This is a genomic window from Kitasatospora misakiensis (assembly GCF_042656005.1).
Lineage (GTDB): Bacteria > Actinomycetota > Actinomycetes > Streptomycetales > Streptomycetaceae > Kitasatospora > Kitasatospora misakiensis.
The window spans coordinates 19395-45315 of record NZ_JBHSOF010000061.1; the positions used below are offsets into that span (position 1 = coordinate 19395).

The window sequence follows — 25921 nt, forward strand, 5'->3', positions numbered from 1 at the left end:
TATGACTGCTGCAATATCCGCCGACGGAATCCGTCAGCGGTACGGGGACGTGCAGGCCGTCGACGGGGTGTCACTCACCGTCGAGGCCGGCGAATTCTACGGACTCCTGGGCCCGAACGGCGCCGGGAAGACCACCACGCTGGAGATCCTGGAGGGGATCCGCAAGCCCGACGAGGGCCGGATCGAGCTGCTGGGCATGGCGCCCTGGCCGCGCAACCCCAAGCTGCTGCCGCGCATCGGCGTCCAGTTCCAGGCCTCCGCCTTCTTCAACCGCCTCACCGCCCGGGAGACCATCCGCACCTTCGGCTCCTTCTACGGCATCGGCCCCAAGCGCGCGGACGCGATGCTGGAGCGGGTCGGCCTGACCGAGTCGGCCGGGGTGATGACCGACAAGATGTCCGGCGGCCAGGCCCAGCGGCTCTCGATCGCCTGCGCCCTGGTCCACGGCCCGGAGCTGGTCTTCCTCGACGAGCCCACCACCGGCCTCGACCCGCAGGCCCGCCGCAACCTCTGGGACCTGCTGCGCGACATCAACGCCGAGGGCCGCACCGTCGTGCTCACCACCCACTACCTGGACGAGGCCGAGGTGCTCTGCGACCGCGTCTCGGTGATGGACCGCGGCCGGGTCCTGCGGACCGGGGCGCCCGCCGCGCTGGTCCGCGAGATCGACGACACCGTCCGGATCAGTGTGGAGTCCGGGCTGCTGCCCCTCGACACCGCGCGCGAGCTGTTCGCCGCCGCCGGGGCCGAGATCTCCTCGCTGGAGGACGACGGCGTGTCCCTCTCGCTGTCCACCCGCCTGCCGGCGCCGGTGCTCGCCGTGCTGGCCGACCGCGGCGCCCTGCGGGGCCTGGAGGTCCGCGGCGCCACCCTGGAGGACGTCTTCCTCCAGCTCACCGGACGGGAGTACCGCGCATGAGCGTCGAGCACACCACCGCGGAGGCCGGCTCGGGCTCGGGGTCCGGTTCGGACTCCGCCGCCGTCCCCGGCCCGCGGCCGGCCTCCCCGGGCGGCACGCCCCCGGCGCCGGTCGAGCGCGAGCGGGTCTCCGCCTTCGTCAGCCTCTCCCGGGTGATGGTGGTCGCCTTCGTCCGCGACCGCACCGCGCTGTTCTTCGTACTGCTCTTCCCCCTGCTGTTCCTGATGTTCTTCGGCACCCTGCTCAAGGGCGCCTCCAGCCCGCACGCCAAGGTGGAACAGGTCGGCGCCGTCCAGGTGCTGGACTCGGTCCAGGGCGAGGCCCGGGCCGGCCTGGAGCAGGTGCTGACCATCACCAAGAGCGCGGACGAGGCCGCCGCGCTGGAGAAGGTCCGCAAGGGCGACCTCGACGCCATGATCAAGGAGGGCCCGGACGGCAAGGTCGTGGTGCGCTACAGCGCCGCCGACCAGGTCCGCGCCGGCGCCATCCAGGGCATCGTCAACTCCGTGGTCCAGCAGGCGAACCAGGCCGCCAGCGGCAAGCCCCCGGCGTTCGTCCTGGAGAGCAGCCGGGTCGAGGACGAGTCGCTCAAGCCGATCCAGTTCCTCACCCCCGGCCTGCTGGGCTGGGCAGTGGCCACCGGCGCGGTCTTCGGCGCCTCGCTGACCCTGGTCGGCTGGCGGCAGAAGAAGGTGCTGCGCCGGCTGCGGCTCGCCCCGGTGAGCGCCGGGGCGATCGTCGGCTCCCGGGTCGCGGTCTCGGTGCTGACGGCGCTGGCCCAGACGGCCGTCTTCCTTGTGGTGGCCACCACGCCGTTCTTCGGACTCCGGCTCACCGGCGACTGGTGGCTGATCGTTCCACTGGTGGTCTGCGCGACCATCGCGTTCATGTCGATCGGTCTGCTGGCCGGCTCGATCGCCAAGACCGAGGAGGCGGCGAACGGCATCTCGCAGATCATCGTGCTGCCGATGTCGTTCCTGTCCGGCTCGTTCTTCCCGACCGACGACATGCCGGGCTGGCTCAAGGCGATCTCCGAGGCGCTGCCGCTGCGCCACCTGGTCACCGCGTCGCAGTCCGTGCTGACCCGGGGCGGCGGCGTGATGGACGCGCTGCCGACCATGGGCGGACTGCTGCTCTTCGCCGCCGTGCTGACCGGCATCTCCTGGAAGCTCTTCCGCTGGGAGGACTGAGCCGCCGGGACGGCCGGGTTCCGGCGGCGTCCGCAGCAGGCCCCGCGGGGTCGTACACCTCCGGTCCTGGTCCCCAGGTCCCGGTGTACGGCCCCGCCGCCGTCTGCGACCATGGTCGGGTGAACGAGATCCGGCGTGGCACGCTCAGCGAGGAGACCTTCTTCGAGCAGGTCGGTGGCGAACCGACCTTCCGGCGGCTGGTCCACCGGTTCTACCAGGGCGTCGCCGAGGACGAGTTGCTCCGGCCGATGTACCCGGAGGAGGACCTCGGGCCGGCCGAGGAGCGGTTCGCGCTCTTCCTCATGCAGTACTGGGGCGGCCCGCGCACATACAGCGACCAGCGCGGGCACCCGCGGCTGCGGATGCGGCACGTGCCGTTCAAGGTGGATCGCGCGGCCCACGACGCCTGGCTGAAGCACATGCGGGTGGCCGTCGACGAGTTGGGGCTGCCGGCCGAGGCCGAGCAGCAGCTCTGGGACTACCTCACCTACGCCGCCGCCTCGATGATCAACACCGAGGGCTGAGCGGGGCGTTCGACCCCTCGGGCCTCTTCGGGCCTCCCTCGGGCCGACGAGCGCTACGCCGGGCGGACCGGGCTGAGGCCCAGGCCCGCACCGGGCGCCGCCGCCGTCCGGACGGCCACCGAACCCGCCGGGGCGGAGAGCCGCAGCCAGCCACCGGCCCGGTGCACGGTGAGCGGGGCCTTCGGGTCGAGGAAGCCGATCACCCGGGCCGCGTGGGCGGCGCGCAGCGGCAGTTCGGGCAGCACGGTGACCGGGCGGGACCAGATCTCGTCGGCCAGCCCGTCGAGCACCGCGCGGGTCCGGTGGTGCTCCGGGACGGCCTCGCTGCGCTCGCGGAACTCCCGCACGGCGGCCATCAGTTCGACGTACACCTGGGCGGCGGGCGGTGCGCCGACCGGCCGCCAGCCGGTGCGCGGGGGCAGCAGCCCGGCCCAGGCCGGGCCGGTCACCGGAGCGGGCAGCGCGACGGTGTTCGCCTCGCTGTCGACGCCGTCCAGCAACTGCCCGGCCGAGACGGTCAGGTCGACCGACTCGGTGGGCCCGGCCAGTCGGGCGGTGCGCACCGCCAGCGCGCCGGAACCGCCCAGCGGCAGCCGTCCGAAGACGGCCAGCACGCCGCCGCCGTCCGGTCGCGGCACGCCCTGCAGCCGGACCGCCGCCGCCTTGTCGAAGCGCAGCAGGCGGACCAGGAAGGCGGCCAGGTCGGCGGCCTCCCCGGTGTCGGCGAGGGCGAGGGCGGCGGTGCTGTTCAACGCTTCGGCTCACATCCGGACATCGAGGGGCATCGAGGGGGCGGGCCCGGGCCGGGCGGCCCGGGCCGGGCGGCCCGGGGAGGGGGCGTGCGCGGTCAGACCGCGACGACCTCCTCGTCCATGAAACGGCTCAGGAACTCCCGCTCCACCGGGCTTATCCGGCGCGGGCGGCCCTCGGCCAGGTCGTAGGGGACGACCACGGTGGACGCCTGGACGTAGACCGTCTCGGTGCCGTCGGCCGCGGTGTCCTTGATCTCGTACGCGACCGTCAGCGAGGCGCCGCCGATCCGGGTCACCCTGGTCTCGACGGTGACCGGCTCGGGGCGGTGCACCAACGGGCGCCTGTAGTCGATCTCGTGGCGGGCCACGACGGAGCCGCCCGCGAACTCGCCCGCGCCGGCCTCGGCGGCCTGGGTGAACATGAAGTCGATCCGGGCCTCCTCCAGGTAGCGCAGGAAGACCACGTTGTTGACGTGCCCGAAGGCGTCCATGTCGGACCAGCGCAGCGGGCAGGCGTAGATGTGGCGTGCCACGGGTGTTCTCCTCGACGTTCGGTGGCCGGCGGCGGTGTGTGCCGGTCGGCCCGCGGCCCGACAGGCCGCCCCGAAGGGCAGTCTGCCGGGCCGTTGTGACAACCGGGTGTCAGCCTCGGGTCAGCTTCTTGTAGGTGGCCCGGTGCGGACGGGCCGCGTCGGCGCCCAGTCGCTCCAGCTTGTTCTTCTCGTACGACTCGAAGTTGCCCTCGAACCAGAACCACTTGCTCTCGCCCTCGTAGGCGAGGATGTGGGTGGCGACCCGGTCCAGGAACCAGCGGTCGTGGGAGATGACCACGGCGCAGCCGGGGAACTCCAGCAGCGCGTTCTCCAGCGAGGAGAGGGTCTCGACGTCGAGGTCGTTGGTCGGCTCGTCGAGGAGCAGCAGGTTGCCGCCCTGCTTCAGGGTGAGCGCCAGGTTGAGGCGGTTGCGCTCACCGCCGGAGAGCACGCCGGCCGGCTTCTGCTGGTCCGGGCCCTTGAAGCCGAACGCCGAGACGTAGGCGCGGGACGGCATCTCGACCTGGCCGACGTTGATCCAGTCCAGACCGTCGGAGACGACCTCCCAGAGGGTCTTCTTCGGGTCGATGTTGGAGCGGCTCTGGTCGACGTAGCTGATCTTGACCGTCTCGCCGACCTTGACCGTGCCGCTGTCCGGAGTCTCCATGTCCTGGAGCATCTTGAACAGGGTGGTCTTGCCGGCGCCGTTCGGGCCGATGATGCCGACGATGCCGTTGCGCGGCAGGGTGAAGCTGAGGTCGTCGATCAGGACCTTCTCACCGAAGGCCTTGTTGAGGTTCTCGACCTCGATGACGACGCTGCCCAGACGCGGGCCCGGCGGGATCTGGATCTCCTCGAAGTCCAGCTTCCGCATCTTGTCGGCCTCGGCCGCCATCTCCTCGTAGCGGGCCAGACGCGCCTTGGACTTGGCCTGGCGGCCCTTGGCGTTGGAGCGGACCCACTCCAGCTCTTCCCTGAGCCGCTTGGCGCGCTTGGCGTCCTTCTGGCCCTCGACCTTGAGACGGGACTGCTTGGTCTCCAGGTAGGTGGAGTAGTTGCCCTCGTACGGGTAGGCGCGGCCGCGGTCGAGCTCCAGGATCCACTGGGCGACGTTGTCCAGGAAGTACCGGTCGTGGGTGACGGCGACGACGGTGCCCTTGTACTTCTCCAGGTGCTGCTCCAGCCAGTTCACCGACTCGGCGTCCAGGTGGTTGGTGGGCTCGTCGAGGAGCAGCAGGTCGGGGGCCTCCAGCAGCAGCTTGCAGAGCGCGACGCGGCGCTTCTCACCACCGGAGAGCTTGGTGACCGGCCAGTCGCCGGGCGGGCAGCCCAGGGCGTCCATGGCCTGCTCCAGCTGGGCGTCCAGGTCCCAGGCCTCGGCGTGGTCCAGGTCCTCCTGGAGCTTGCCCATCTCGTCCAGCAGCGCGTCCGAGTAGTCGGTCGCCATCAGCTCGGCGATCTCGTTGAAGCGGTTGAGCTTCCCCTTGATCTCCTTGACGCCGTCCTCGACGTTCTCCAGGACCGTCTTGGACTCGTCGAGCGGCGGCTCCTGGAGCAGCATGCCGACGGTGAAGCCCGGCGAGAGGAAGGCGTCGCCGTTGGAGGGGTGCTCCAGGCCGGCCATCATCTTCAGCACGGTGGACTTACCGGCACCGTTGGGGCCCACGACGCCGATCTTCGCCCCGGGGAGGAAGCTGAGCGTCACGTCGTCAAGGATGACCTTGTCTCCGTGCGCCTTGCGCACCTTGCGCATCGTGTAGATGTATTCCGCCACGTGAGATCGCTCCGGCGTCGTCGGGAGTATTCGGCTTGCAGCCTTCCATTGTGCCGCACCGGACCGGGAGCCCCGAACGGCTGCTCCCCCGCCCGCCTTGGGCCCCGCCCGACTTGGGCGGCCCGGACCCGGCGGGCGGACCCGGCGGGCTGCGATGTGCGGTGTCCGGACGCGGCGCGGCCCGGCTCCCCGCACACGGGGTGCGGGGAGCCGGGCCGTACGGGCGGAGCTACGCCCGGGTGCTACCGGATCGGTGTCCGGCGGCGGGTGCCTCAGGCGGCGTTGCCACCGTTGCGGCGACGGCGCAGCAGGAAGACCGCGGCACCGCCGGCCACGACCAGACCGCCGGCGACGGCGGCGATGATCGGGGTGGCGTCGCTACCACCGGTCTGGGCCAGGCCACCGGTGCTGCCGGGGGCCGAGCTGGTCGGCGCCGGGTGGGCGGCCGTGGCGGTGGCGGAGACCGTGCTGCTCGGGGTGACCGAAGCGGCGCCCGTCGGGGCCGCGGTGGTCGGCGCCGGCGTCGACGGCTTGGTGCTCGGGGTGGTGGCCGACGGGGTCGGGGTCGGCGTGGTCACGCTGGTGGTCTTGCAGTCCAGCACGCCCTTGAAGTTCTTGCTGAACCCGTTGGGGCCGGTGACCGTGATGTCGTAGGCGGTGTCCTCGGCGACCGGGACGACCACGGTCTCGATCTTGCCCGGCTGGACGGTGATGTCCTTGCCCGGCTTCACGGAGACGTTGGCGGCCTCGTCGCCGCCGTTGGCGACGGAGACCTTGACGCCGTTGGACACGCACTCGACGACCGCGCTGCTGTCGACCAGCGGGCCCTTGGCGGCCTTCCAGGTCGCCTTGGCCGCGTCCTTGACGCTCAGCTTGGTCGAGCCGGCGAGGATCATGGTCTGGCTGTGCTTGGCCGGGGTGTAGCCCTTGCTGAGGAAGACGCGGCCGCTGGGCACGACGGTCTCGGCGGCGGCCTGGACGGTGGCCGTGCCGTCGGCGGTGCCCTCCGGCACGTCCAGGAACAGCGGGGTGTCCTTCTGGATCGGGCCGGCCAGGTCGGTGACCGGCTTGCCGTCCTTGTCCACCAGCTTGACCTTGTCGGCGGAGTCGCCGGCGACGGCGAACTTCACCTCGTTGGCGCTGGAGTTGAGGGTGAACGGGCCGATCTTGCCGCCGGGCTTGCCGGACACCGAGTCCGGGGTGAGGCTCAGCGACGGCTTCGGCTCGGCGGCGATGCCCTTGTTCTTGTCGCTGACGAGGTAGTCGCGCAGCTGCTTGGCCTCGGCGTCGACCGGGATGGCGTTCTTGCCGTCCGAGAACTTCCAGATCGCGGCCTGGGTGCCCGCGGCGGCGTCCTCCTTGGTCAGCTCACCCTTGACGCCGGCGTCGGCGGCCAGCTTCTTGAGGTCGGTGACCTGCGGGTAGGAGTTCTCCAGGATCCAGCGGATCTTGGAGGCGTCCTGGGCCTTCTCCGGGCGGCCGAGCGAGCTCGACTTCCAGTCCGACTCCTGGTACTCGATCCCGCTGGTGATGTCGACCGGGTGGTCGATGTCGATGCAGTACGTCTTGATCTCGCCGTCGGCGGTCTTGAGCGTGAAGAGGCCGCCCTGGATGGCGTGGCTGCCCTCGATGGCGATCTCCTCGCTCATCAGGGTCGGCTGGATCACTGCCGTGACCGCCCCGCCGGGGGCGTCGGCCGCAGCCGCCGCACCGGCCGCGAACAGGCCCCCGCCCAGCGCAACGCCGGTCGCGAGCATGACAGTGGTTATACGGGGAAGCGTCCGCCCCTGCCTCTGGAACATCTTTGGGATCCCTCCGGGCCGGGCCATGCCATGGGCAGCCCGCCTTGCTTGCCGCGCCCACTGTGGCGCTGCTTCACGATGTGAACCAGACGCATCCTATGGAGCCCCGGAGGCCCCGAAACCCTCATGCGAAATCAGGACGATACCGTATCTGTATCGTTATCAACCCTCCCAATATCATCACAAGCTGACGGGCAGCCAGAATTTCCGGATCATTCCGCTAACCGGGACGGCATTGCGCGTGCGGGCGCAATGACCTTCTCGATTCGCATATTTGTCGACAGTCACACGACTCGCCCGACACCCCGTCAGGCCCTAGACGCCACCTTTGCCTTCCCCCTCCGACACCTGCCCTCCACCGGCCTCCGCCGACCGCCGGCCGCGCAGCGCGTCCACGATCCAGCCCGGCACCGGCTCACCGAAGGCCGCCCCGGCCCCGTCGGCCGCGCCGTCCGCCGACCCACCCCGCACGCCCGGCGCCCAGGTGAACTTCGCCGTACCTCGGCTCAGGTCGTGCCCGACCCAGCGGGCGTCGATCTCGACCCGGCTCCGCTTCGCCTCCCCCTCCGCCCACTCCCGCACCCGCAGCCGCCCGCTCACCACCACCGGGTCGCCCTTCGACAGCGAGCCGATCAGATGACCCGCCAGCGCCCGCCAGGCCGTCACCGTCAGCCACTGCGTCTCGCCGTCGACCCAGCCGTCCCGAGCCCGGTCGTAGCGCCGCTCGGTCGAGGCGAGCCGGAAGTTCGCCACCGGCACCCCGGCGGGGGTCTGGGTGTACGTCACCTCCGTGGCGACATTTCCGATCACCGTCACCTGCGTCCCGTTCACAGCCACGCTCCGTTCTCCCGGTTGCACCGTACGGAATCGACCGGTGCGCCTTGAGAGTGCGCTTCTCGGGAAATCCGCGCATAGCGGATCGGAAATCCTGTGGACAACTCGGGCCTGTGGAAAACGCCTGTCGCCCGCAGGGGTGAATTTCAGCCTTTGTATGACGATTGCACCCCAACTCTGCGCGGCCATGACAACAAACCGCAGGCCAGCGGGCCGCCCCGGGAGACCGCGGGCCACCCCCAGGGGTGGCCCCGCCGGCCGTCCTGCCACGTCATCCGACCGAACGAACCCGAATGCGGCCCCCCACCCGCGCCGATGCCGGCCTCGGTCCCGGCGCTTTCTCCGTGCCGAATCCATAACGGGTGGGCAGACAGCCCCGTAACGAGTGCACAACGTCCGGCGCGGAACACCGCCAGACCGCTGCACTCACGGCCTTCACCTGCGATTATCGGACCGCTCCACCGAGGCCGACACACCCGTGACGATGTCGTAACAGCCGGTCGAGGAACGGGGCACCCTTATCCTGTCCCCTGACAGGGCAGGGGCCCGCCACCCCCCACACCCCACCCTCAGGCACGGGGACGGACAGCGGGCGCCACGCGCCCACCGCCCGATCCCGGCAACGGTCACGCCCGCCCGGGCGCCGCCCGTCCCGCCCCCATAGCTCAGCGGATAGAGCACCCGCCTTCTAAGCGGTAGGTCGCAGGTTCGAATCCTGCTGGGGGCACCACGCACCACCGCGCCGCGGCCACGCCCGACGGTTCGCGTATTACCCGTACCGGTCAATTGCGGACGCCCCGGGACCGGCCTACCGCCCTTCGGCACCCAGCGCGCACAATCCGTGACCGAGCGTGTCATGCACTCGCCGAAAAGTCCCCGCCGGGGAATTCCGGCGCCGTGAACATCCGCCGGCACCGACCCTGGACCGCTCCCGCCGACACCGGCCCCGGACGCCGCCGCCGTCAGCCCGCGGCCAGCCCCGCCAGGTAGGTGTCCAGCAGCGCCGTCTGCCGCTCCGCCGGAAACTCCGCCGGAGCGAACATCGCCTGCACCACCAGCCCCAGCACAAAGGCCTGCGCCCCCGCCGCGAGCTCCTCCGCCGGGCGCCCGGCCGGCAGCTCGCCGAGCCGCTGCGCGTCCGCGGCGCACTCCGTCAGCAGCCGCCGCGCCCGCGCGTACCGCGCCGCGTGCGCCTCGGCCAGCTCCGGATCGGCCAGCGCGACGTCCCAGGAGCCGACCCAGATCCGGTTGCCGGCCCGCCCCGGCCCGTCCAGCGGCAGGACGTCGAGCAGCGCCGCCCGCAGCCGGGCCAGCCCCTCGGGCGGCGGCGGCCCCCCGTCGGCGGGCGCGAGCCGCCGCGGCCGTTCCAGCGAACGCCGGTCCAGCAGCTCCAGCGCGTGCGCGACCAGCGCCTTCTTGCTGGGGAAGTAGTGGGTCAGCAGCCCGGTGGTGGCCCCCATCTCGGCGGCCACCGCACGCAGCGTCAGCGCCTCGAAACCCCGGGTGGACAGCACTCGCCAGACCGCCTCCGAGACTTCGGTTCGGCGGGCTTCATGATCTCCACGGGCCGGTGTCATGGGGTTATCTTACGTACCAAACGTTTGTTACGCATGACGCACCGATCGACCGACCCCTCGTTGCGAAAGGCACGCCCATGTTCGCCATCCCCCTCGCCGAGAACGCCGAGCTCCGCCCGCTGGAGCCGTGGCACGCACCCGAGTACCTGGAGCACATCGAGCGCGGCCGGGCCCACATCGACGCCTGGATCAACTGGGCCGCCCTGGCCATCGACCTCGACTCGGCCCGCGCCGTCCTCCAGCGCTACGCCGACCGACAGGCCGCCGACACCGCCCGGCTGTACGGGATCTGGCTGGACGGCACGCTGGTCGGCGGCGTGATGTTCGTACAGTTCGACGCCAAGGGCGGCACCTGCGAGATCGGGGTCTGGACCGAGCCCGCCGGCCAGGGCCGGGGCCTGATCACCACCGCCGTCCGACACCTGATCGACTACGCCTTCACCGTCCGCGGCATGCACCGGATCGAGTGGCACAACAAGCCGGAGAACCTCCGCAGCCGGGCGGTCGCCCAGCGGATGGGCTTCACCCTGGAGGGCGTGCTGCGCGAGAGCTACCTGCACAACGGCGTCCACCAGGACGGCGAGGTCTGGTCGCTGCTCACCCACGAGTGGAAGTCCCGGGCCACCCCCACCGGCTGACCCGGGCACCCGGCGGCGGGGCCCGGTGGACGCTCTACCGGACCCCGCCGCTCCCCCGCTCCCCTCCCCCGCGCGCCCTCGGGGGTTCAGGCCGCCAGCGCCTGCTCCTCGCGCACCCGCCCGTCGACCGCCTCCGTCCGCCGCAACCGCAGCGCGAGCAGCAGCGCCAGCACCATCACCCCGGCCGCCGAGAGGAAGACGGTGTCCACCGCGTCCACGAAGCCGGCCACCGCGTGCTCCCGGGCCGCGCCGGTCAGCCGGCCGACCGCGCCCAGCGGCACGCCGGGCTCGTTCGACGCGAACACCCGGGCCAGCACGGTGCCGAAGAGCGCCGCGCCCAGCGCGCTGCCGAGGGTCTGGAAGAACCGGACGCCGGTGGTGGCCACGCCCAACTGGTGCGCCGGGGCGGCGAGCTGGACGACCGAGATCAGCTGGCCGATCAGCTGCCCCAGCCCCACGCCGAGCAGCACCAGTTCGGCCCTGATCAGCCAGAGCGACGTCCCCGGCCCGCTCAGCCCGAGCAGCACCAGCGCGGTGGCGGCGCAGGCGGCGCCGGTGGCCAGCAGGGTGCCGACCGACCAGCCGCGGGCGGCCAGCCGGTTGACCACCATCCCGATCACGGTCATCCCGACCGCCATCGGGATCAGGTAGAGGCTGGCCGAGGTCGCGGCGACGCCCCGGGCGACCTGGAGGTACAGCATCACGTACATGATCGCGCCCATCAGGCCCATGCCGACCAGGCCCTGCACCGCGAAGCCGATCCGGACCTCCGGGATGCGGAACAGCGAGAGCGGCAGCACCGGTTCGGCGGCGGTGGCCTGCCGCCAGAGGAAGAGGCCGAAGGCGAGCAGGGTCGCCGCGGCCAGGCCGAGCAGCTGCGGCGAGGCCCAGCCGTACGTCCGGCCGCCCCACTCGGTGACCAGCAGCAGTCCGGTGGCGAAGGCAGCGGCCAGGGTCGCGCCGAGGAAGTCCAGCCCGCGCCGGCCGGCCCCGGCGGGCAGCCGCAGCACCAGCACGGCCCCGACCAGGACGAGCAGGCCGATCGGCAGGTTGACGTAGAAGATCCAGCGCCAGTCGAGGTGGTCGGCCAGCAGCGCGCCGATCAGCGGACCGACGGCCATGCCCCCGCCGCCGACGATGCCGCCCATGCCGCCGCCCCCGCCGCCGTCCTCCTCCGGGTCCTTCAGCTGGGCCATCACCACCATGGTGACGCTCATCAGCCCGCCGCCGCCGATGCCCTGGACGGCCCGGAAGGCGATCAGCTGCTCCATCGAGCCGGCCGCCCCGCAGAGCGCCGAGCCGAGCAGGAAGGTGCCGACCGCGCCGATCAGCACCCGCTTCGCCCCGTAGAGGTCGCAGAGCTTGCCGTAGAGCGGCAGCAGCGCGGTGGCGGCCAGGGCGAACGCGCTGACCAGCCAGGGCAGTCGGTCGACGCCGTGGACGGGGTCGAGGTCGCGGACGATCGGCACGGTGGCCGCCGACACGATGTTCATGTCGAGCACGGCCAGGACGATCGTGATCAGGCAGAGCAGCATGCCCAGCTTGCGCTGCGGCTCGGTCATCAGGGCTGCTGCGGGCGCGGTCGGCGGCGCGGTTGCGGCCATGGTAAGTCCCCCCAGGGATCGCGGAGTTCGGGCGTCGTCTCGGGCGTCGTCTCGGGTGTCGTCGAGCCCGGCGCCGGACCGGTCCGACCGGGCGACGCGGCTCCACCATGACAGTCTTTTTTGACTCGGTCAATTCTTCAGCCCGGTACATCTTTGATCCTGGTACAGTCACCTCATGACGAGAATCGCGGTGGGCAGCGACGCCGACGAGGCCGGACTGGGCCTGCGGGAGCGCAAGAAGCGGCAGACCGCGATCCGGATCTGGCAGACCGCCATCGCCCTGTTCGCCGAACGCGGCTTCGACGAGGTCTCGGTCGCCGAGATCGCCGCCGCCGCCGAGGTGTCCAAGATGACCGTCTTCAACTACTTCGTCACCAAGGAGGACCTCGTCCTCGGGCCGATGGAGCAGCACATCGGCGAACCCGCCCGGGTGGTGCGCGAGGCGGCCCCCGACGTCCCGGCGGTGACCGCGCTGCACGCCCACTACGTGGCCGCGCTCGCCGCGTTCGACCCGGCGACCGGGCTCAGCGACCAGCAGCAGGTGATCGACGTGGTCCGGCTGATCCACCGCACCCCGGTCCTGGCGCTGCGGGCGTACGCCGGCTTCGACACCGGGGCCAGGGCGGCGCTCACGGCCGAGCTGCTCGCCCGGGACCTGGAGCACGACCCGCTGACCGCCCAGGTCGCCGCCGCCCAACTCCTCGGCACTCAGCTGACGCTGACGGAGGAGAACCAACGCCGGATGATGGCCGGCGAGCGGGCCGCGGACGTCCTGCCCGAGTCCCTGGCCAACGCCGACCGCGCCTTCGCGCTGGCCGAGCGGGGCCTCGGCGGCTACGGCGCGACCCGGCCCTGACCCGGGCACCCCGGCCCTGACCCGCGCCGGCCCCGACCCGCGCGACCCGGCCCCGACCCGCGCCGGCCCGCTCTGGAAGAGTGGCCGCACCCACACCCTCCCGGAGGTGCCCATGGCCACCCGGCCGCCGCTGACGCGCGACCGCGCCCCACTGCCCACCGAGACCGCGGGCCTCAACGCCCATGTCGGCGAGGACGGCGTCGCGGTGCTGGAGTTCGACCGCCCGCACCGGCGCAACGCCGTCACGCTGGCGATCTGGCGGGCCCTGCCGGAGGTGCTGAAGCGGCTGGCCGGGGAGCCGGGCGTCCGCGCCCTGCTGGTCACCGGCGCGGGCGGTACCTTCAGCGCGGGCGCCGACATCGAGGAGCTGGCGGACGTCTACGGCGATCCGGACCGCGCCGACGCGTACCACGCGACCAACGTCGCGGCCGAGGAGGCGCTGGCGGCGTTCCCGCACCCGACCCTCGCCGTGGTGCACGGCGCCTGCGTCGGCGGCGGCTGCCAGCTGGCGCTCGCCTGCGACCTGCGCTTCGTCGCCGAGGACGCCCGGCTCGGCATCACCCCGGCCAAGCTGGGCGTGGTCTACCCGGCGGTGCCCACCCTGCGGCTGGCCCGGCTGGTCGGGCCGGCCCGCGCCAAGTACCTGCTGTTCTCCGGCGAGTTGCTGTCCGCTCCGGAGGCGGCCGCGTTCGGGCTCGTCGAACGCGTCCTGCCGGCCGCCGAACTGGACGCCGCGGCCCTGGAGTTCGCCCGGCTGCTGACCACCCGCTCACCGCAGACGATCGGCGCCGTCAAGGCCGCGCTGGCGGTGCCACCGGAGCAGACCGCGACCGCCCTCGCCCCGTGGGAGCGCCGCTCCCGCGAGGCCCCCGACGTCCGCGAGGGGCTCACCGCCTTCCTCGAACGCCGCCCGCCCCGCTTCTGACCGCTCCCGGGGGCGGGCTCCGGGGGCGGGGCGGCCCCGAGGCCGGCCGTACGATCATGCGACTGATCCGTAGCCGCACCTGCCCCTGGAGCACCACAGCGATGACCGCCCCCGCACCCACCACGACCTGGGCCCGCCGGACCACCGACGGCCTGGAGCCGAAGAACGTCATCATCGCGATGCTGCTCCTGCTGGGCGGCGCCCGCTACGGCTGGACCGGCCTCGCCTGGGCCGCGTTCGCGGCCGTGTTCACCGCCGTCCTCCCGACCCTGTTCATCCAGTACGGCATGCGCAAGGGCACCGTGGGCGACCGGCACGTCGGCCACCGGCAGCGCCGGCTGACGATCTTCCCGCTCATCATGGCCTCGGTCGCGACCGGATTCGCGGTGATGCTCGCCGCCCACGCGCCGCGCGACCTGACCGCGACGGTCCTGGCGATGTTCGCCTCGCTGATCCCGATCCTGGTGATCACCGTCTGGTGGAAGGTCTCGGTGCACACCGCCGTGGCGAGCGGCGCGGTGGTCTGCCTGGCCGTCGCGCTCTCCCCGTGGTGGCTGCTGCTGTACCCGCTGGTCGCGCTGATCGGCTGGTCCCGCGTGGTGCTGCGGGACCACACCACCGCGCAGACGGTCGTCGGCACGGTGGTGGGCGCCGTCTCGGCCGGGCTCACCTTCTGGGCCGCGCGCTGAGGCCACGCGATGGAACCGCTGAGTCCGACCGCCGGGCTCAGCGGATCGGCAGCCCCGAGACGGCCCGCGCGATGACCAGGCGCTGGATCTCGCTGGTCCCCTCGAAGATCGAGTAGATCGCGCTGTCCCGGTGCATCCGCTCCACCGGGTACTCCCGGGTGAAGCCGTTGCCGCCGAGGATCTGCATCGCCTGCGCGGTGACCCACTTGGCGGTCTCGCCCGCGTAGAGCTTGGACATCGAGCCCTCGGCGGAGGTGAACGGCTGGTTGGCGGCAGCCATCCAGGAGGCCCGCCAGACCAGTAGCCGGGCCGCGTCGATCCGGGTCTTCATGTCGGCCAGTTGAAAGGCCACGCCCTGGTTGTCGATGATCGGGCGGCCGAACTGCACCCGGGTCTTCGCGTAGTCGAGCGCCACCTCGTACGCGGCCCGGGCGATCCCGACCGCCTGCGCGCCGACGGCCGGCCGGGAGGCCTCGAAGGTGGCCATCGCGGCGTTCCGGCCGCCCTTGCGGACGCCCTCGCGGGCCCGGGCCAGGCGCTCGTCCAGCTTCTCCTTGCCGCCGAGCAGGCAGTGGCCGGGCACCCGGACGGAGTCCAGCACCACCTCGGCGGTGTGCGAGGCCCGGATGCCGTGCTTCTTGAACTTCTGGCCCTGGCTGAGGCCGGGCGTGCCCGGCGGCACCACGAAGGACGCCTGCCCGCGCGCGCCGAGCGCCGGGTCGACGGTGGCCACCACCACGTGGACGGCGGCGATCCCGCCGTTGGTGGCCCAGGTCTTGGTGCCGTTCAGCACCCACTCGCCGGTGGCCTCGTCGTGGACTGCCCGGGTGCGCAGCGCGGAGACGTCGGAGCCGGCGTCCGGCTCGGAGGAGCAGAAGGCGGCCACCTGGACGTCGTCCGGGGTGCCGAACATCTGTGGCGCCCAGGTGCCGATCTGCTCGTCGGTGCCGTTGGCGAGCACCGCGACGGCGGCGAGGGTGGTGCCGACGATGGACAGGCCGATGCCCGCGTCGCCCCAGAACAGCTCCTCCATGGCGATCGGGATGCCGACGCCGGAGGGGTCGAAGTACTGCTGGGCGTAGAAGTCGAGCGAGTAGATGCCGAGCCTGGCGGCCTCCTGGATGATCGGCCAGGGGGTCTCCTCGCGCTCGTCCCACTCGGCGGCGGCGGGCCGGATCACGTCGGCGGCGAAGCCGTGCAGCCAGTCGCGGACGGCGAGCTGGTCCGGACCCGGGTCCAGCGAGAAGGTGCTCATGGGTGGGTGCCTCCGAAGAAGGGTGCGACCGAAGGTTCGACCGAAAGGTGCGACCGACCGGGGTGTTACCACCGGTAACATCGTCGGAGTCTGCTACTGCTTGGTAACCGGTGTCAACGCCGGCGCCGGAACGCCCGGCACGGGAAGCGAAGGAACAGCGCATGGACCCAGAGCCCCGCCGTGAGCAGTTGCTCAACGCCGCCGACCGGGTCGTCCAGCGCGAGGGCCCGGGCGCCAGCATGAACGCGATCGCCGCCGAGGCCGGCATCACCAAGCCGATCCTCTACCGGCACTTCGGCGACCGGCACGGCCTGATCCGGGCGCTGACCGAGCGCCACACCGGCGGGCTGCTGACCGCCGTCCGGGCCGCGCTCGCCGAACCGCTGGAACGCCGCGACCGGGTCGAGCACGTGCTGGACACCTACCTCGCCGGGATCGAGGCCCGCCCCCAGGTCTACCGGCTGCTCACCCACCCCGAGCCGGGCGACCCGAGCAGCGCGGGCAACGCGCTCGCCCCCGCCCTCCAGCAGATCGCCGAGGAGATCACCCGGGCCGTCGCCGACCAGGTCGACCTCGGCGCCGACCGCGAACTGCTCGCCGAGGCCTGGGGCCGGGCCATCACCGGCATGGTGCTGGCGGCCGGCGACTGGTGGCTGGACGCCCGGCCCTGCTCGCGCACCCGGATGGTCCAGGCCCTCGCCGACCTGCTCTGGGGCCGGCTCGCCGCCGCCGCCGACCTGCCGACCGCCGCGCTGCCCGCCGGCCCGGCCCCGGACCCGGCCGACTGACCTCCCGGCCGGGCACGGCGGTCGGCGTCGTCCTCGAAGCCCGCCGAGCGCGAGCCCGGCGGCCCGGGCGGGCCGCCGGGCGTCGCACGCCCCCGCTAGAACAGCTCCCGCTACAGCAGCCCGCGCCGGGCCAGCAGCGGGCCGGTCTCCGGGTCGCGCCCGACCACCGCGCGGAAGGAGTCCAGCGCGTCCCGGCTGTCGCCGCGCGCCAGCAGCTCCCGCCGGAACACCTCGCCGCTCTCCCGCACGCCCCGCCCGTTGCCCTTGAACCACTCCACCGTGTCGGCGTCCAGCACCTCCGACCAGATGTACGCGTAGTAGCCCGCGCTGTACCCGCCCGCGAAGATGTGCCCGAAGTACGTCGTCCGGTAGCGCGGCGGGACCGCCGCCACCGCGAGACCGGCCTTGGCCAGCGCCGCCGCCTCGAACTCCTCGGCGTCCGCGACCTCCTGGCCCTCCGGCAGGGTGTGCCAGGCCCAGTCCAGCAGCGCCGCCGCCAGGTACTCGACGGTCCGGAAGCCCTGGCCGAAGGACTCCGCCGCCTCGATCCGCTCGACCAGCTCGGCCGGCAGCGGCTCGCCCGTCGCGTGGTGCCGGGCGTAGTTGGCCATGACCTCCGGCCACACCATCCACATCTCGTTGACCTGGGAGGGGAACTCCACGAAGTCCCGCGGCACGGCGGTGCCCGCGGAGTACGGGAAGCGGACGTCCGAGAACAGCCCGTGCAGCGCGTGGCCGAACTCGTGGAACAGCGTGCGCACCTCGTCCCAGGAGAGCAGCACCGGCTCGCCGGGCGCCGGCTTGGCGATGTTCAGGTTGTTGTAGACCACCGGCCGCTGCCCCAGCAGGTCGGACTGGGTGACCAGTTCGTCCATCCAGGCGCCGCCGCGCTTGGACGCCCGGGCGTGGAAGTCGCCCAGGAACAGGCCCAGCGGGGCGCCGTCCGCGTCGAACACCTCGAAGACCCGCACGTCGGGGTGGTAGCCGGGCAGGTCGGGGCGCTCGGTGAAGGTCACCCCGTAGGCCAGGCCGGCGGCGAAGAACACGCCGTCCCGCAGCACCCGCTCCAGCTCGAAGTACGGGCGCAGCGCCGCCGCGTCCACCTGGTACGAGGTCTGCCGGACCTGCTCCGAGTAGTACGCCCAGTCGTGCGCGGCGATCTCCTCGACGCCGTCGGCGGCGGCGACCTTGGCCAGTTCGGCGGCCTCGCGGCGGGCGTTGGCCACGGCCGGCGGCACCAGCCGGGCGAGCAGCGCGTCGACCGCCTCGACGGTGCCGGCCGTCTCGTCGGCCACCACGTAGGCGGCGTGGGTGTCGTACCCGAGCAGCCGGGCCCGCTCGGCGCGCAGCGCGGACATCCGGATCGCCAGCGGGCCGTTGGTGCCGGCGGCGCGCCCGAGCGAGGCGGCGAGCAGGCGCTCGCGCACCGAGCGGTCGGTGAGCTCGGCGAGTTCGGTCTGGTTGGAGAAGTTCTTCAGGCTGAGCACGTACGCGCCGTCGTGCCCGAGCGCCCGGCCGTTCTCGGCGGCGGCCGCGATCGCGTCCGGGGAGAGGCCGGCCAGCTGCTCGGCGGAGTCCAGCACCAGCGCGCGGGCCTTCGAGTCGGCCGATACATTCTGGCGGAACTCCGAGGCGGCGGCGGCCAGTTCGGCATTGATCCCGCGCAGCCGGGCCTGCTCCTCGGCGCCCAGCCGGGCGCCGGCCCGGACGAACGCGGTGTACCGGCGCTCCAGCAGCCGCAGCGACTCCGGGTCGAGGTCCAGCTCGGCGCGGCGGGCGTGCAGCTCCTCGATCCGGGCGAACAGCGCGGCGTCCAGGTGGATCGCGTCCCGGTGCGCGGCCAGCCGCGGGCTGATCTCGGCGTCGATCCGGTCGACCTCGGGGGTGGTGTCGGCGGAGGAGTGGTTGTCGAAGACCCCGCGGACCCGGCGCAGCAGCGTCCCCGAGCGCTCCAGCGCGACCAGGGTGTTCTCGACGGTCGGCGGCTGCGGATCGGCCGTGATCGCGGCGATCTCGGCCAGCTGCTCGGCCATCCCGCGCTCGAAGGCGGGCAGGTAGTGCTCCGGCCGGATCTCGGCGAACGGCGGCAGTTCGTAGGCCAGGGTGCTGGCCGTGAAGAACGGGTTCTCGGTCATTTGGCCGACCTTACGCCGAGTCACCGGCGGTGCCTACGCCCCTCCCGGCCACCGGGGCGCGGACGCCGTCGGCCGCGCCCCGGGGCGCTCCCGGGCCCGGCCACCGAACGCCCCGGCCCGGCCGCCGGTGTCCGCGCCACGGTTGTCGTACCCTCCCGCTACCGTCGACACCGACCGGCCGTACACCCCCGGACGGCCCCCGTCCGCACGAGAGGAGGAGCCCCCCATGGCACCCCGGATCGCCCTCGTCCCCGATCCGCACGGCCCCGGCGGCCGGCTCCAGCCGCTCGACGACGCGGGCGCCCCGCTCGGCCCGGCCGTCCCCGCGCCCGACCTCGCCGCCGCCGTCGCCGCGCGGGAGGCCGCCGAGCACCCGCGCTGGGTGTGGGCCGCCGCCGACTCCGGGTACGCGCCGCTGCTCCCCCGGCTGCCCGACCGGCTCGCCCGCTGCCACGACCTGCGGCTGGTCGAGGCGCTGCTGCTCGCCCACGAGGGCCGGTTCGGCGCCCCGCGGTCGCTCGGCGCCGCCTGGGCCCGGCTGCGCGGCCTGCCCGTGCCGGACGACCTGCCCGAGCCCGGCTCCGCCGAGGCCGACGACGGCCAGGACACCCTGTTCGCCCCCGACCGGCTCCAGCTGCCGCCCGGCACCGACCCGCTGGCCGCCGTGGTCGCCGTCCACGCCGAGCAGCAGCGCCGGCTGGCCGCGATCGCCGACCCGACCGCCCGCGCCCGGTTCCGGCTGCTGGTGGCCGCCGAGTCGGCGGGCGCGCTGGCCGCCGCCGAGATGGCCCACGACGGCCTGCCCTGGCGGACCGACGTGCACGACCGGCTGCTCACCGAGTTGCTCGGCCCCCGCCCGACCGTCGCCGGCACGCAGCCGCGCCTGCTCGCCGAGCTGGCCGCCGAGCTGCGGCAGGCGCTCGGCGGGCGCGCGTTCAACCCCGACTCGCACACCCAGGTGCTGCGCGCCTTCGCCGAGGTCGGCATCCAGCTCGGCTCCACCCGCTCCTGGGAGCTGAAGACGGTGGACCACCCGGCCGCCCGGCTGCTGATCCGCTACAAGGAGCTGTCCCGGATCCACGTCGCGCACGGCTGGGCCTGGCAGGACGCCTGGGCGCGCGGCGGCCGGTTCCGCCCCGAGTACGTGGTCGGCGGCGTGGTCTCCGGCCGCTGGGCCAGCCGCGGCGGCGGCGCGCTGCAGATCCCGCGCATCCTGCGCCGCGCCGTGGTCGCCGACCCGGGCTGGCTGCTGGTGGTCGCCGACGCCGCCCAACTGGAGCCGCGGGTCCTCGCCGCGCTCTCCCAGGACGCCGGGCTGGCCCGCACCGCGGCCGGCGGCGACCTGTACCAGGCCCTCGCCGCCACCGCCTTCCAGGGCGACCGCGACAAGGCCAAGCTCGGCCTGCTCGGCGCCATGTACGGCCAGACCAGCGGCGACATCGGCCCGCTGCTCGCCACCCTGCGCAGCCGCTACCCGGCCGCGATGGGCTACGTCGAGGCCGCCGCCCGCACCGGCGAGGACGGCGGCGTGGTCGCCTCCCGGCTGGGCCGCCCGTGCCCGCCGGCCTCCGCCGACTTCCTCGACCTGACCGAGGCGGGCGAGGGCGGCGGGGAGGCCGGCGGACGCTGGGCCCGCTCCCGGGGCCGGTTCACCCGCAACTTCGTCATCCAGGCCAGTGCCGCCGACTGGGCGCTGGCCCTGCTGGCCGCGCTGCGCCGCCGGCTCGCCGAACTCCCGGTGACCGACCCGGCGGACCGCCCGCACCTGGTGTTCTTCCAGCACGACGAGGTGGTGGTGCACACCCCGGCCAACTTCGCGGACGAGGTGGCGGCGGCGGTGGACGCGGCGGCGGACGAGGCCCGCCGACTGGTCTTCGGCGACAGCCCGGTCCGCTTCCCGCTCAGCACCGCCGTGGTGGAGTGCTACGCCGACGCCAAGTAGCCGACGCCAAGTAGCGGCGCACCGCGCTCAGCACGCCCGCTGGACTCACAGCTTGCGGTAGCCGCGCGCCTCCTCCGCCGCCGCGACCACCTCGGCCAGCGCGGCCCCGGTCGCGGCGGTCACCGCGGCGGCGACGGCGCCCTCCACGAACGGCGCGTCGACCAGCACGACGCCGGGGCGCGGCTCGTCCTCCAGCACGGTCACCGCGGTCAGCACCGAACTCCCGAGGTCCGGCAGCACCGCGACCCCGGCCCCCGAGTCCGCCGCCACCACGGCGCGGGCGATCAGCTCGTAGCTGGTGCCGAGCCCACCGTCCTCGGTACCGGCCGCCGCCACGACCCGCACCTCCTCCGAGGCGAGTTCCCCCAGCAGTTCCTTCAACCCGGCGGCCAGCGCCGCGCTGTGCGAGACCAGGACGATGCCCACGTGTCCACTCATGCCCCGACCCTAGGGCGTGTCTGCGACTGGTCCACCCGGGTGACCCGTCGTCCGGCGTGTCGGATCCGGGTCGCGGGCGGCCCGGCTGGCGTAGCGTCGGTTCAGCACCGTCTGCCGAGGGAGCGCGTACGCCGTGAAGAAGCTCATCAACACCGCGGAGACCGTCCTGGACGACGCGCTGGCCGGAGTGGCCGCCGCGCATCCGGAGCTGGCGGTGGACATCGCCAACCGGGTGATCACCCGGGCCGTCCGGCCGGCGGCGCCCAAGGTGGCCCTGGTGTCCGGCGGCGGCTCGGGACACGAGCCGCTGCACGGCGGGTTCGTCGGCCCCGGCATGCTGGACGCGGCCTGCCCCGGCGAGGTCTTCACCTCGCCCGTCCCGGACCAGATGCTGGCCGCCGCCAAGGCCGTGGACTCCGGCGCGGGCGTGGTCTTCGTGGTCAAGAACTACACCGGCGACGTCATGAACTTCGAGCTCGCCGCGGAGCTGGCCGCCGAGGAGGGCATCGAGGTCCGCACCGTGCTGGTCAACGACGACGTCGCGGTGGAGGACTCGACCTGGACGGCCGGCCGGCGCGGCACCGGCGCGACGGTGCTGGTGGAGAAGATCGCCGGCGCGCTGGCCGAGCGCGGGGCGCCGCTGGACGAGGTGGCCGCCCTCGGCGAGCGGGTGAACGCGGCCTCCCGCTCGTTCGCGATCGCGCTGACCGCGGCGACCGTCCCGGCGGCGGGCCGGCCCGGCTTCGACCTGGCCGGGGACGAGATCGAGGTCGGCGTCGGCATCCACGGCGAGCCGGGCCGCCGCCGGGAGAAGCTCCGCCCGGCCCGCGAACTGGTCGCCGAGGTGGTGGAGACGGTCCTCACCGATCACCACCTGACCGCCGGCGACACGGTGATCGCGCTGGTCAACGGCCTGGGCGGGACGCCGCTGATGGAGCTGTACATCGTCTTCGGCGAGGTCGCCGCCCGGCTGGCCGAGCACGGCGTCACGGTGGCCCGCAGCCTGGTCGGCAACTACGTGACCAGCCTGGACATGGCGGGCTTCTCGCTCACCCTGACCAAGGCCGACGGCCAGTTGCTGGAGCTGTGGGACGCCCCGGCGGACACCCCGGCCCTCAAGCGCGCCTGAGCCGACGCCGGCCCCTCGCACGGCCCCGCCCACCCCGGAGAAGGAACCGAAGGAGCCATCCGCATGGACGTCGACACCCGTCTCGCCGAGGCCTGGGTCCGCGCGATCGCCGCCGCGGTCGAGCAGGAGCACGAGCGGCTCACCGAGCTGGACTCGGCGATCGGCGACGGCGACCACGGCAGCAATCTCCGGCGCGGTTTCGCCGCCGTGCTGACCGCCCTGGACGGCCCGGACGGCCCGGACGCCCCCGCGCCGGCCGGCCCGGGCACGGTGCTGACCAAGACCGGCTCCACCCTGATCTCCAAGGTCGGCGGCGCCTCCGGCCCGCTCTACGGCAAGGCGTTCCGGGCGATCGGCGCCGCGCTGCCGCAGCCCGGGCAGCCGCCGGCCGACGCGGCCGGGTTCGGCGAGGCGCTGGCGGCCGGGCTCCGGGCGGTGCGGGACCTCGGCAAGGCGGAGCCGGGCGACAAGACCATCGTGGACGCCTGGACGCCCGCCCTGGACGCCTACCGGGAGGCGGTGGCCGGCGGGGCCGGACTGCCGGCGGCGGCCGAGGCGGCGGCCGCCGGCGCCGAGCGGGGCGCCCGGGACACCGTGCCGCTGCAGGCCCGCAAGGGCCGCGCCTCCTACCTCGGCCCGCGCAGCATCGGCCACCAGGACCCGGGCGCCACCTCCACCGCCCTGCTCTTCCGCGCCCTGGCCGAGGCCGCGGCGGGCCTGGGCGGCTAGCCGGGGAGTATGTGCGGACCCTGAGCCCCATCGGTGCGGGTGATGAACAGCAGCAGCGCGTCGTCCCGCAGTTCGCCGCCGGTGTGCGCCAGCAGGTCCGCGTAGACCCGGCCGACCGCCGCCTCCAGCTCGGCGGCGGAGCGGGCCGCGCCGCACACCAGCGGCCCTACCCGTTCGGCCAATGGGTAGAACGCGCCGTTGCCGCGGTGCCGGGCCTCGATCACGCCGTCGGTGCAGAGCACCAGGACGTCCTCGGTCCCGAACGCCTGCTCCCAGGTGCTCGGCTCGCCGACGGCGAGGCGGCCGAGGCCGAGCGGCACCCACGGGTCCGGGGCGTCCAGTACGTGCGCCCGGCCCTCCTGGTCGACCCGGATCGGCGAGACGTGCCCGCACTGGAGCAGCTCGACCACACCGGGCCGGCGGAACTCGGCGAACAGGGCGGTGGTGAACTCGCCGTCCGGCACGTGCCGCTCGACGCTGGCCTCGATCCGGGCCGCCACCCCGCACAGCCCGGCCTCGTCGTACGCGGCCTCGCGGAAGGCGCCGAGCACCACGGCGGCGGTCTGCACCGCGCCGAGGCCCTTGCCGCGCACGTCGCCGACCGCGACCCGGGTGCCGTGCGGGGTCTCCAGGACGGAGTAGAGGTCCCCGCCGATCTGCGAGGCGTCGGCGGCGGAGACGTACCGGACGGCGAGGTGCAGCGGTCCGACGACCGGGCCGGGCAGCCGCAGCAGGGCCCGCTGGGCGGCCTCCGCGACGGAGCTGACCGCAGCGAAGGCGGCGGCCCGGCGCATCCTGATCTTGGCGACCCAGGCGGAGAAGACGGTGAGCAGCAGGTAGCTGATCATCGCGCCCCACAGGAAACGGGCGTCGTTGATGGTGTCGACCCGGTCGTAGTGGCTGAGGCCGAAGACGGCGAGCAGGCCGACGCCGCAGACGCCGAGCAGTTCGCGCGGCCGCAGGGTGAGTGCGGCGATGCTGGGGACGACGGTCATCAGGGGCGCGAGGTAGCGGTCCCGGCCGGAGAGCAGGTCCGCCAGCCCGACCAGCACGATCGCGAGCAGGGCGGGTGCGGCGCGGCGCCGGAACGGGATGTCGAGCAGGTCGACGGCGAGCAGCGCGCCGCGTCGCCGGGCCGACGGCTGCCCGGCGCCGGTCGGGTCGGACGGCGACCGGGCTCGACGGATCGGGAACACATATCGAACATAACGGACGATCAACCCGCTCACCCCCGCACCCTCACACACGGGCTCCGGGGCCTCCAGGACCTCCGGGCCGCACCAAAAGGTACCTAACCACCCGATTTGTCATACAGTGCGACGAAAGCGGATCACACAAGGGAGGCCCTCGCCGGTGTCCGGATACCGCAACACCCCGCGCATCTCCGCGCCGACCGCCCGACCGGCGGTCCGCACCGCCCAGTGGCCTCGGATCCTCCTCGGCGGCCTGTCGCTCTGGATCGCGACCGTCGCCGTGACCTTCCTGACCGGCAACAGCAACCTGGTGCCGACGATCGTCCTGCTCGGCAGCTTCCTCGTCCCGGTCACCGTGGCCACCTGGGCGTACCAGCGCCACGCCGCCGACCTCGGCGCGGACCGGATCCTCGGCTGCTTCGGCGTCGGCGGCATCATCGGCGTGCTCGGCGCCTCCGTCCTGGAGACCTACCTGCTCTCCCCCTCGGTCTGGATGTACCTGGGCGTCGGCCTGATCGAGGAGGCGGCCAAACTGGCCGCCCTGGTGCTGGTCACCCGCCGGCTGCGGGTGAGCGGCCTGCGGTACGGACTGGTGCTGGGCGCCACCGTCGGCGCCGGCTTCGCCGCCTTCGAGAGCGCCGGATACGCCTTCAACGCCGTGCTCACCGCCGACGGCCTCTCGCTGCGCAACCTGGTGGAGAGCGAGATCCTGCGCGGCGTCCTGGCGCCGGTCGGGCACATCCTGTGGACGGCGCTGCTCGGCGGCGTGCTGTTCCGCGAGCGGCGCGGCGGCCGCTTCCGGTTCACCGCGCCGGTCCTGCTCACCTACCTGGGCGTCTCGCTGCTGCACGCGCTCTGGGACTCGACGGGCGGCATCGCGGTCTGGCTGGTGGCCAGGACCACCGCCGCGGACTGGCAGCGCGCCCTGTTCGAGCTCGGCCGGCTGCCGAGCCCGACCACCGAGCAGGTGCACCTCTACACGCTGTACGACACGGCCGGCCTGGTCCTGGTCGCGCTCGGCGGGCTGACCTGGCTGCGCCTGCTGGTCCGCGGCGGGCGGCGCTCGCCGATCCCGACCCAGCTCCCGTCCGCCCCGGCCTGAGGTCCGCCGCCCCGGCCGCCCGCGCCGTCCTACCTCCGGCCGCTGTCACCCGAATCCGCCGCCGTCACGGCGCGGATTCGAGCGCAGCGTGTCCAGCCGCCTACGCTCTGCTCTCGGAGCGCCGTCCGGCCCGTCCGAGCGACAACCGGAATGCGATCCACACCACATCATCCGTATCCCTACGGAATACCCCTTAGGGGTATGGTGTTCCCATGAGCAGGGCCCGGGCGTACGCTCGCGGCCGTACCGAACTTTCGGAGGCCCCGATGTCCAGCACCATCACCTACACCGTGACCGGCATGAGCTGCGGACACTGCGAGAACTCGGTGAGCCAGGAGCTCGCCACCCTCGCCGGGGTGACGGAGGTCTCCGCCGACGCCAAGGCCGGCACCGTCACCGTCTCCACGAGCGCCCAGCTGGACGACGAGCTGGTGCGCGCGGCCGTCGACGAGGCCGGTTACGAGCTGGTCGGCCGCGCCGCCTGAGAGCCCCCGTCGCGCGGCGGGGCCCGGCGACCCCGCTCCCCCGCCGCGCCCTTTTCTAGGCCCGTACTTCGCGGGTGACCGTTTCAGGTCTGTGGCCAGCGGGTTTGT

The 25921-nt window shown here is 73.5% G+C and carries 24 protein-coding genes and 1 tRNA gene; 14 read left to right on the forward strand and 11 right to left on the reverse strand.

Features of this window, described 5'->3' with window-relative positions:
• The first annotated feature begins 1 nt into the window (after position 1).
• From ACFP3U_RS32040 to ACFP3U_RS32050, 3 genes are all read left to right on the forward strand, one after another.
• On the forward strand, positions 2–919 hold the full coding sequence (locus ACFP3U_RS32040; protein ID WP_380229258.1) for an ABC transporter ATP-binding protein: 918 nt from the start codon (positions 2–4) through the stop codon (positions 917–919).
• Positions 916–2109, forward strand: coding sequence for an ABC transporter permease (locus tag ACFP3U_RS32045; RefSeq protein ID WP_380229259.1), 1194 nt, complete (start codon positions 916–918; stop codon positions 2107–2109). Before ACFP3U_RS32040 ends, ACFP3U_RS32045 begins: the two co-directional genes overlap by 4 nt.
• A gap of 119 nt (positions 2110–2228) precedes the next feature.
• Entirely contained in the window at positions 2229–2633 is a 405-nt protein-coding gene (locus tag ACFP3U_RS32050) for a globin (RefSeq protein WP_380229260.1), read from the forward strand.
• Positions 2634–2686: 53 nt separating this feature from the next.
• Here the strand turns inward: ACFP3U_RS32050 and ACFP3U_RS32055 are convergent, their stop codons facing one another.
• From ACFP3U_RS32055 to ACFP3U_RS32075, 5 genes are all read right to left on the reverse strand, one after another.
• Complete coding sequence (locus tag ACFP3U_RS32055; protein WP_380229261.1) at positions 2687–3385, reverse strand: DUF8010 domain-containing protein; 699 nt, start codon at positions 3383–3385, stop codon at positions 2687–2689.
• 95 nt (positions 3386–3480) lie between these two features.
• A complete protein-coding gene (locus ACFP3U_RS32060) occupies positions 3481–3918 on the reverse strand; it encodes an acyl-CoA thioesterase (protein ID WP_380229262.1) in 438 nt (145 codons plus the stop codon).
• A 109-nt stretch (positions 3919–4027) separates the two neighbouring features.
• Positions 4028–5692 carry an energy-dependent translational throttle protein EttA gene (gene ettA / locus ACFP3U_RS32065; protein ID WP_380229263.1) on the reverse strand — a complete coding sequence of 555 codons (1665 nt, stop codon included), beginning with the start codon at positions 5690–5692 and terminating at the stop codon, positions 4028–4030.
• 272 nt (positions 5693–5964) lie between these two features.
• Positions 5965–7449 carry a Cys-Gln thioester bond-forming surface protein gene (locus ACFP3U_RS32070; protein WP_380229264.1) on the reverse strand — a complete coding sequence of 495 codons (1485 nt, stop codon included), beginning with the start codon at positions 7447–7449 and terminating at the stop codon, positions 5965–5967.
• A gap of 360 nt (positions 7450–7809) precedes the next feature.
• Positions 7810–8325, reverse strand: a complete 516-nt coding sequence (locus ACFP3U_RS32075) for a single-stranded DNA-binding protein (RefSeq protein WP_380229265.1) — start codon at positions 8323–8325, stop codon at positions 7810–7812.
• A 657-nt stretch (positions 8326–8982) separates the two neighbouring features.
• Between ACFP3U_RS32075 and ACFP3U_RS32080 the strand changes: the two genes are divergently transcribed.
• A tRNA-Arg gene (locus tag ACFP3U_RS32080) sits at positions 8983–9058 on the forward strand.
• Positions 9059–9290: 232 nt separating this feature from the next.
• On the opposite strand, the gene ACFP3U_RS32085 is transcribed toward ACFP3U_RS32080, so the two are convergent.
• Entirely contained in the window at positions 9291–9905 is a 615-nt protein-coding gene (locus ACFP3U_RS32085) for a TetR/AcrR family transcriptional regulator (protein ID WP_380229266.1), read from the reverse strand.
• Between the two features lie 77 nt (positions 9906–9982).
• On the opposite strand from ACFP3U_RS32085, the gene ACFP3U_RS32090 reads away from it, so the two are divergent.
• Positions 9983–10543, forward strand: a complete 561-nt coding sequence (locus tag ACFP3U_RS32090) for a GNAT family N-acetyltransferase (RefSeq protein ID WP_380229267.1) — start codon at positions 9983–9985, stop codon at positions 10541–10543.
• An 86-nt stretch (positions 10544–10629) separates the two neighbouring features.
• Here ACFP3U_RS32090 and ACFP3U_RS32095 read toward each other — a convergent pair whose 3' ends face one another.
• Entirely contained in the window at positions 10630–12147 is a 1518-nt protein-coding gene (locus tag ACFP3U_RS32095; RefSeq protein WP_380229268.1) for an MFS transporter, read from the reverse strand.
• Positions 12148–12322: 175 nt separating this feature from the next.
• On the opposite strand from ACFP3U_RS32095, the gene ACFP3U_RS32100 reads away from it, so the two are divergent.
• The 3 genes from ACFP3U_RS32100 (at position 12323) to ACFP3U_RS32110 (ending at position 14617) form a co-directional block, all read left to right on the forward strand.
• Positions 12323–13003: a TetR/AcrR family transcriptional regulator gene (locus ACFP3U_RS32100; protein ID WP_380229269.1), complete on the forward strand. Its 681-nt coding sequence runs from the start codon at positions 12323–12325 to the stop codon at positions 13001–13003.
• 112 nt (positions 13004–13115) lie between these two features.
• Positions 13116–13928 (forward strand): enoyl-CoA hydratase/isomerase family protein, encoded by an 813-nt coding sequence (locus tag ACFP3U_RS32105; protein ID WP_380229282.1) that lies wholly within the window; start codon positions 13116–13118, stop codon positions 13926–13928.
• A gap of 101 nt (positions 13929–14029) precedes the next feature.
• Positions 14030–14617 carry a hypothetical protein gene (locus tag ACFP3U_RS32110; RefSeq protein WP_380229270.1) on the forward strand — a complete coding sequence of 196 codons (588 nt, stop codon included), beginning with the start codon at positions 14030–14032 and terminating at the stop codon, positions 14615–14617.
• A gap of 37 nt (positions 14618–14654) precedes the next feature.
• Here the strand turns inward: ACFP3U_RS32110 and ACFP3U_RS32115 are convergent, their stop codons facing one another.
• Entirely contained in the window at positions 14655–15872 is a 1218-nt protein-coding gene (locus tag ACFP3U_RS32115; RefSeq protein WP_380229271.1) for an acyl-CoA dehydrogenase family protein, read from the reverse strand.
• A gap of 161 nt (positions 15873–16033) precedes the next feature.
• Between ACFP3U_RS32115 and ACFP3U_RS32120 the strand changes: the two genes are divergently transcribed.
• The gene (locus ACFP3U_RS32120) at positions 16034–16660 is read left to right on the forward strand and encodes a TetR family transcriptional regulator (protein ID WP_380229272.1); all 627 of its coding nucleotides are present in this window, start codon (positions 16034–16036) and stop codon (positions 16658–16660) included.
• A gap of 110 nt (positions 16661–16770) precedes the next feature.
• Here ACFP3U_RS32120 and ACFP3U_RS32125 read toward each other — a convergent pair whose 3' ends face one another.
• Positions 16771–18795, reverse strand: coding sequence for a M3 family metallopeptidase (locus ACFP3U_RS32125; protein ID WP_380229273.1), 2025 nt, complete (start codon positions 18793–18795; stop codon positions 16771–16773).
• Between the two features lie 226 nt (positions 18796–19021).
• On the opposite strand from ACFP3U_RS32125, the gene ACFP3U_RS32130 reads away from it, so the two are divergent.
• A complete protein-coding gene (locus ACFP3U_RS32130; RefSeq protein ID WP_380229274.1) occupies positions 19022–20737 on the forward strand; it encodes a bifunctional 3'-5' exonuclease/DNA polymerase in 1716 nt (571 codons plus the stop codon).
• A 45-nt stretch (positions 20738–20782) separates the two neighbouring features.
• Here the strand turns inward: ACFP3U_RS32130 and dhaM are convergent, their stop codons facing one another.
• The gene (gene dhaM / locus ACFP3U_RS32135) at positions 20783–21175 is read right to left on the reverse strand and encodes a dihydroxyacetone kinase phosphoryl donor subunit DhaM (RefSeq protein ID WP_380229275.1); all 393 of its coding nucleotides are present in this window, start codon (positions 21173–21175) and stop codon (positions 20783–20785) included.
• 133 nt (positions 21176–21308) lie between these two features.
• Here dhaM and dhaK point away from each other — a divergent pair, with 133 nt between their 5' ends.
• Both dhaK and dhaL read left to right on the forward strand, forming a co-directional pair.
• A complete protein-coding gene (dhaK, locus tag ACFP3U_RS32140) occupies positions 21309–22304 on the forward strand; it encodes a dihydroxyacetone kinase subunit DhaK (protein ID WP_380229276.1) in 996 nt (331 codons plus the stop codon).
• Between the two features lie 63 nt (positions 22305–22367).
• Positions 22368–23033, forward strand: a complete 666-nt coding sequence (gene dhaL / locus ACFP3U_RS32145; protein ID WP_380229277.1) for a dihydroxyacetone kinase subunit DhaL — start codon at positions 22368–22370, stop codon at positions 23031–23033.
• On the opposite strand, the gene ACFP3U_RS32150 is transcribed toward dhaL, so the two are convergent.
• Complete coding sequence (locus ACFP3U_RS32150; RefSeq protein ID WP_380229278.1) at positions 23030–24229, reverse strand: PP2C family protein-serine/threonine phosphatase; 1200 nt, start codon at positions 24227–24229, stop codon at positions 23030–23032. The genes dhaL and ACFP3U_RS32150 overlap by 4 nt on opposite strands.
• A 157-nt stretch (positions 24230–24386) precedes the next feature.
• On the opposite strand from ACFP3U_RS32150, the gene ACFP3U_RS32155 reads away from it, so the two are divergent.
• Entirely contained in the window at positions 24387–25328 is a 942-nt protein-coding gene (locus ACFP3U_RS32155; RefSeq protein WP_380229279.1) for a PrsW family intramembrane metalloprotease, read from the forward strand.
• Positions 25329–25594: 266 nt separating this feature from the next.
• On the forward strand, positions 25595–25813 hold the full coding sequence (locus tag ACFP3U_RS32160) for a heavy-metal-associated domain-containing protein (RefSeq protein WP_380229280.1): 219 nt from the start codon (positions 25595–25597) through the stop codon (positions 25811–25813).
• The last annotated feature ends 108 nt before the right edge of the window (positions 25814–25921 follow it).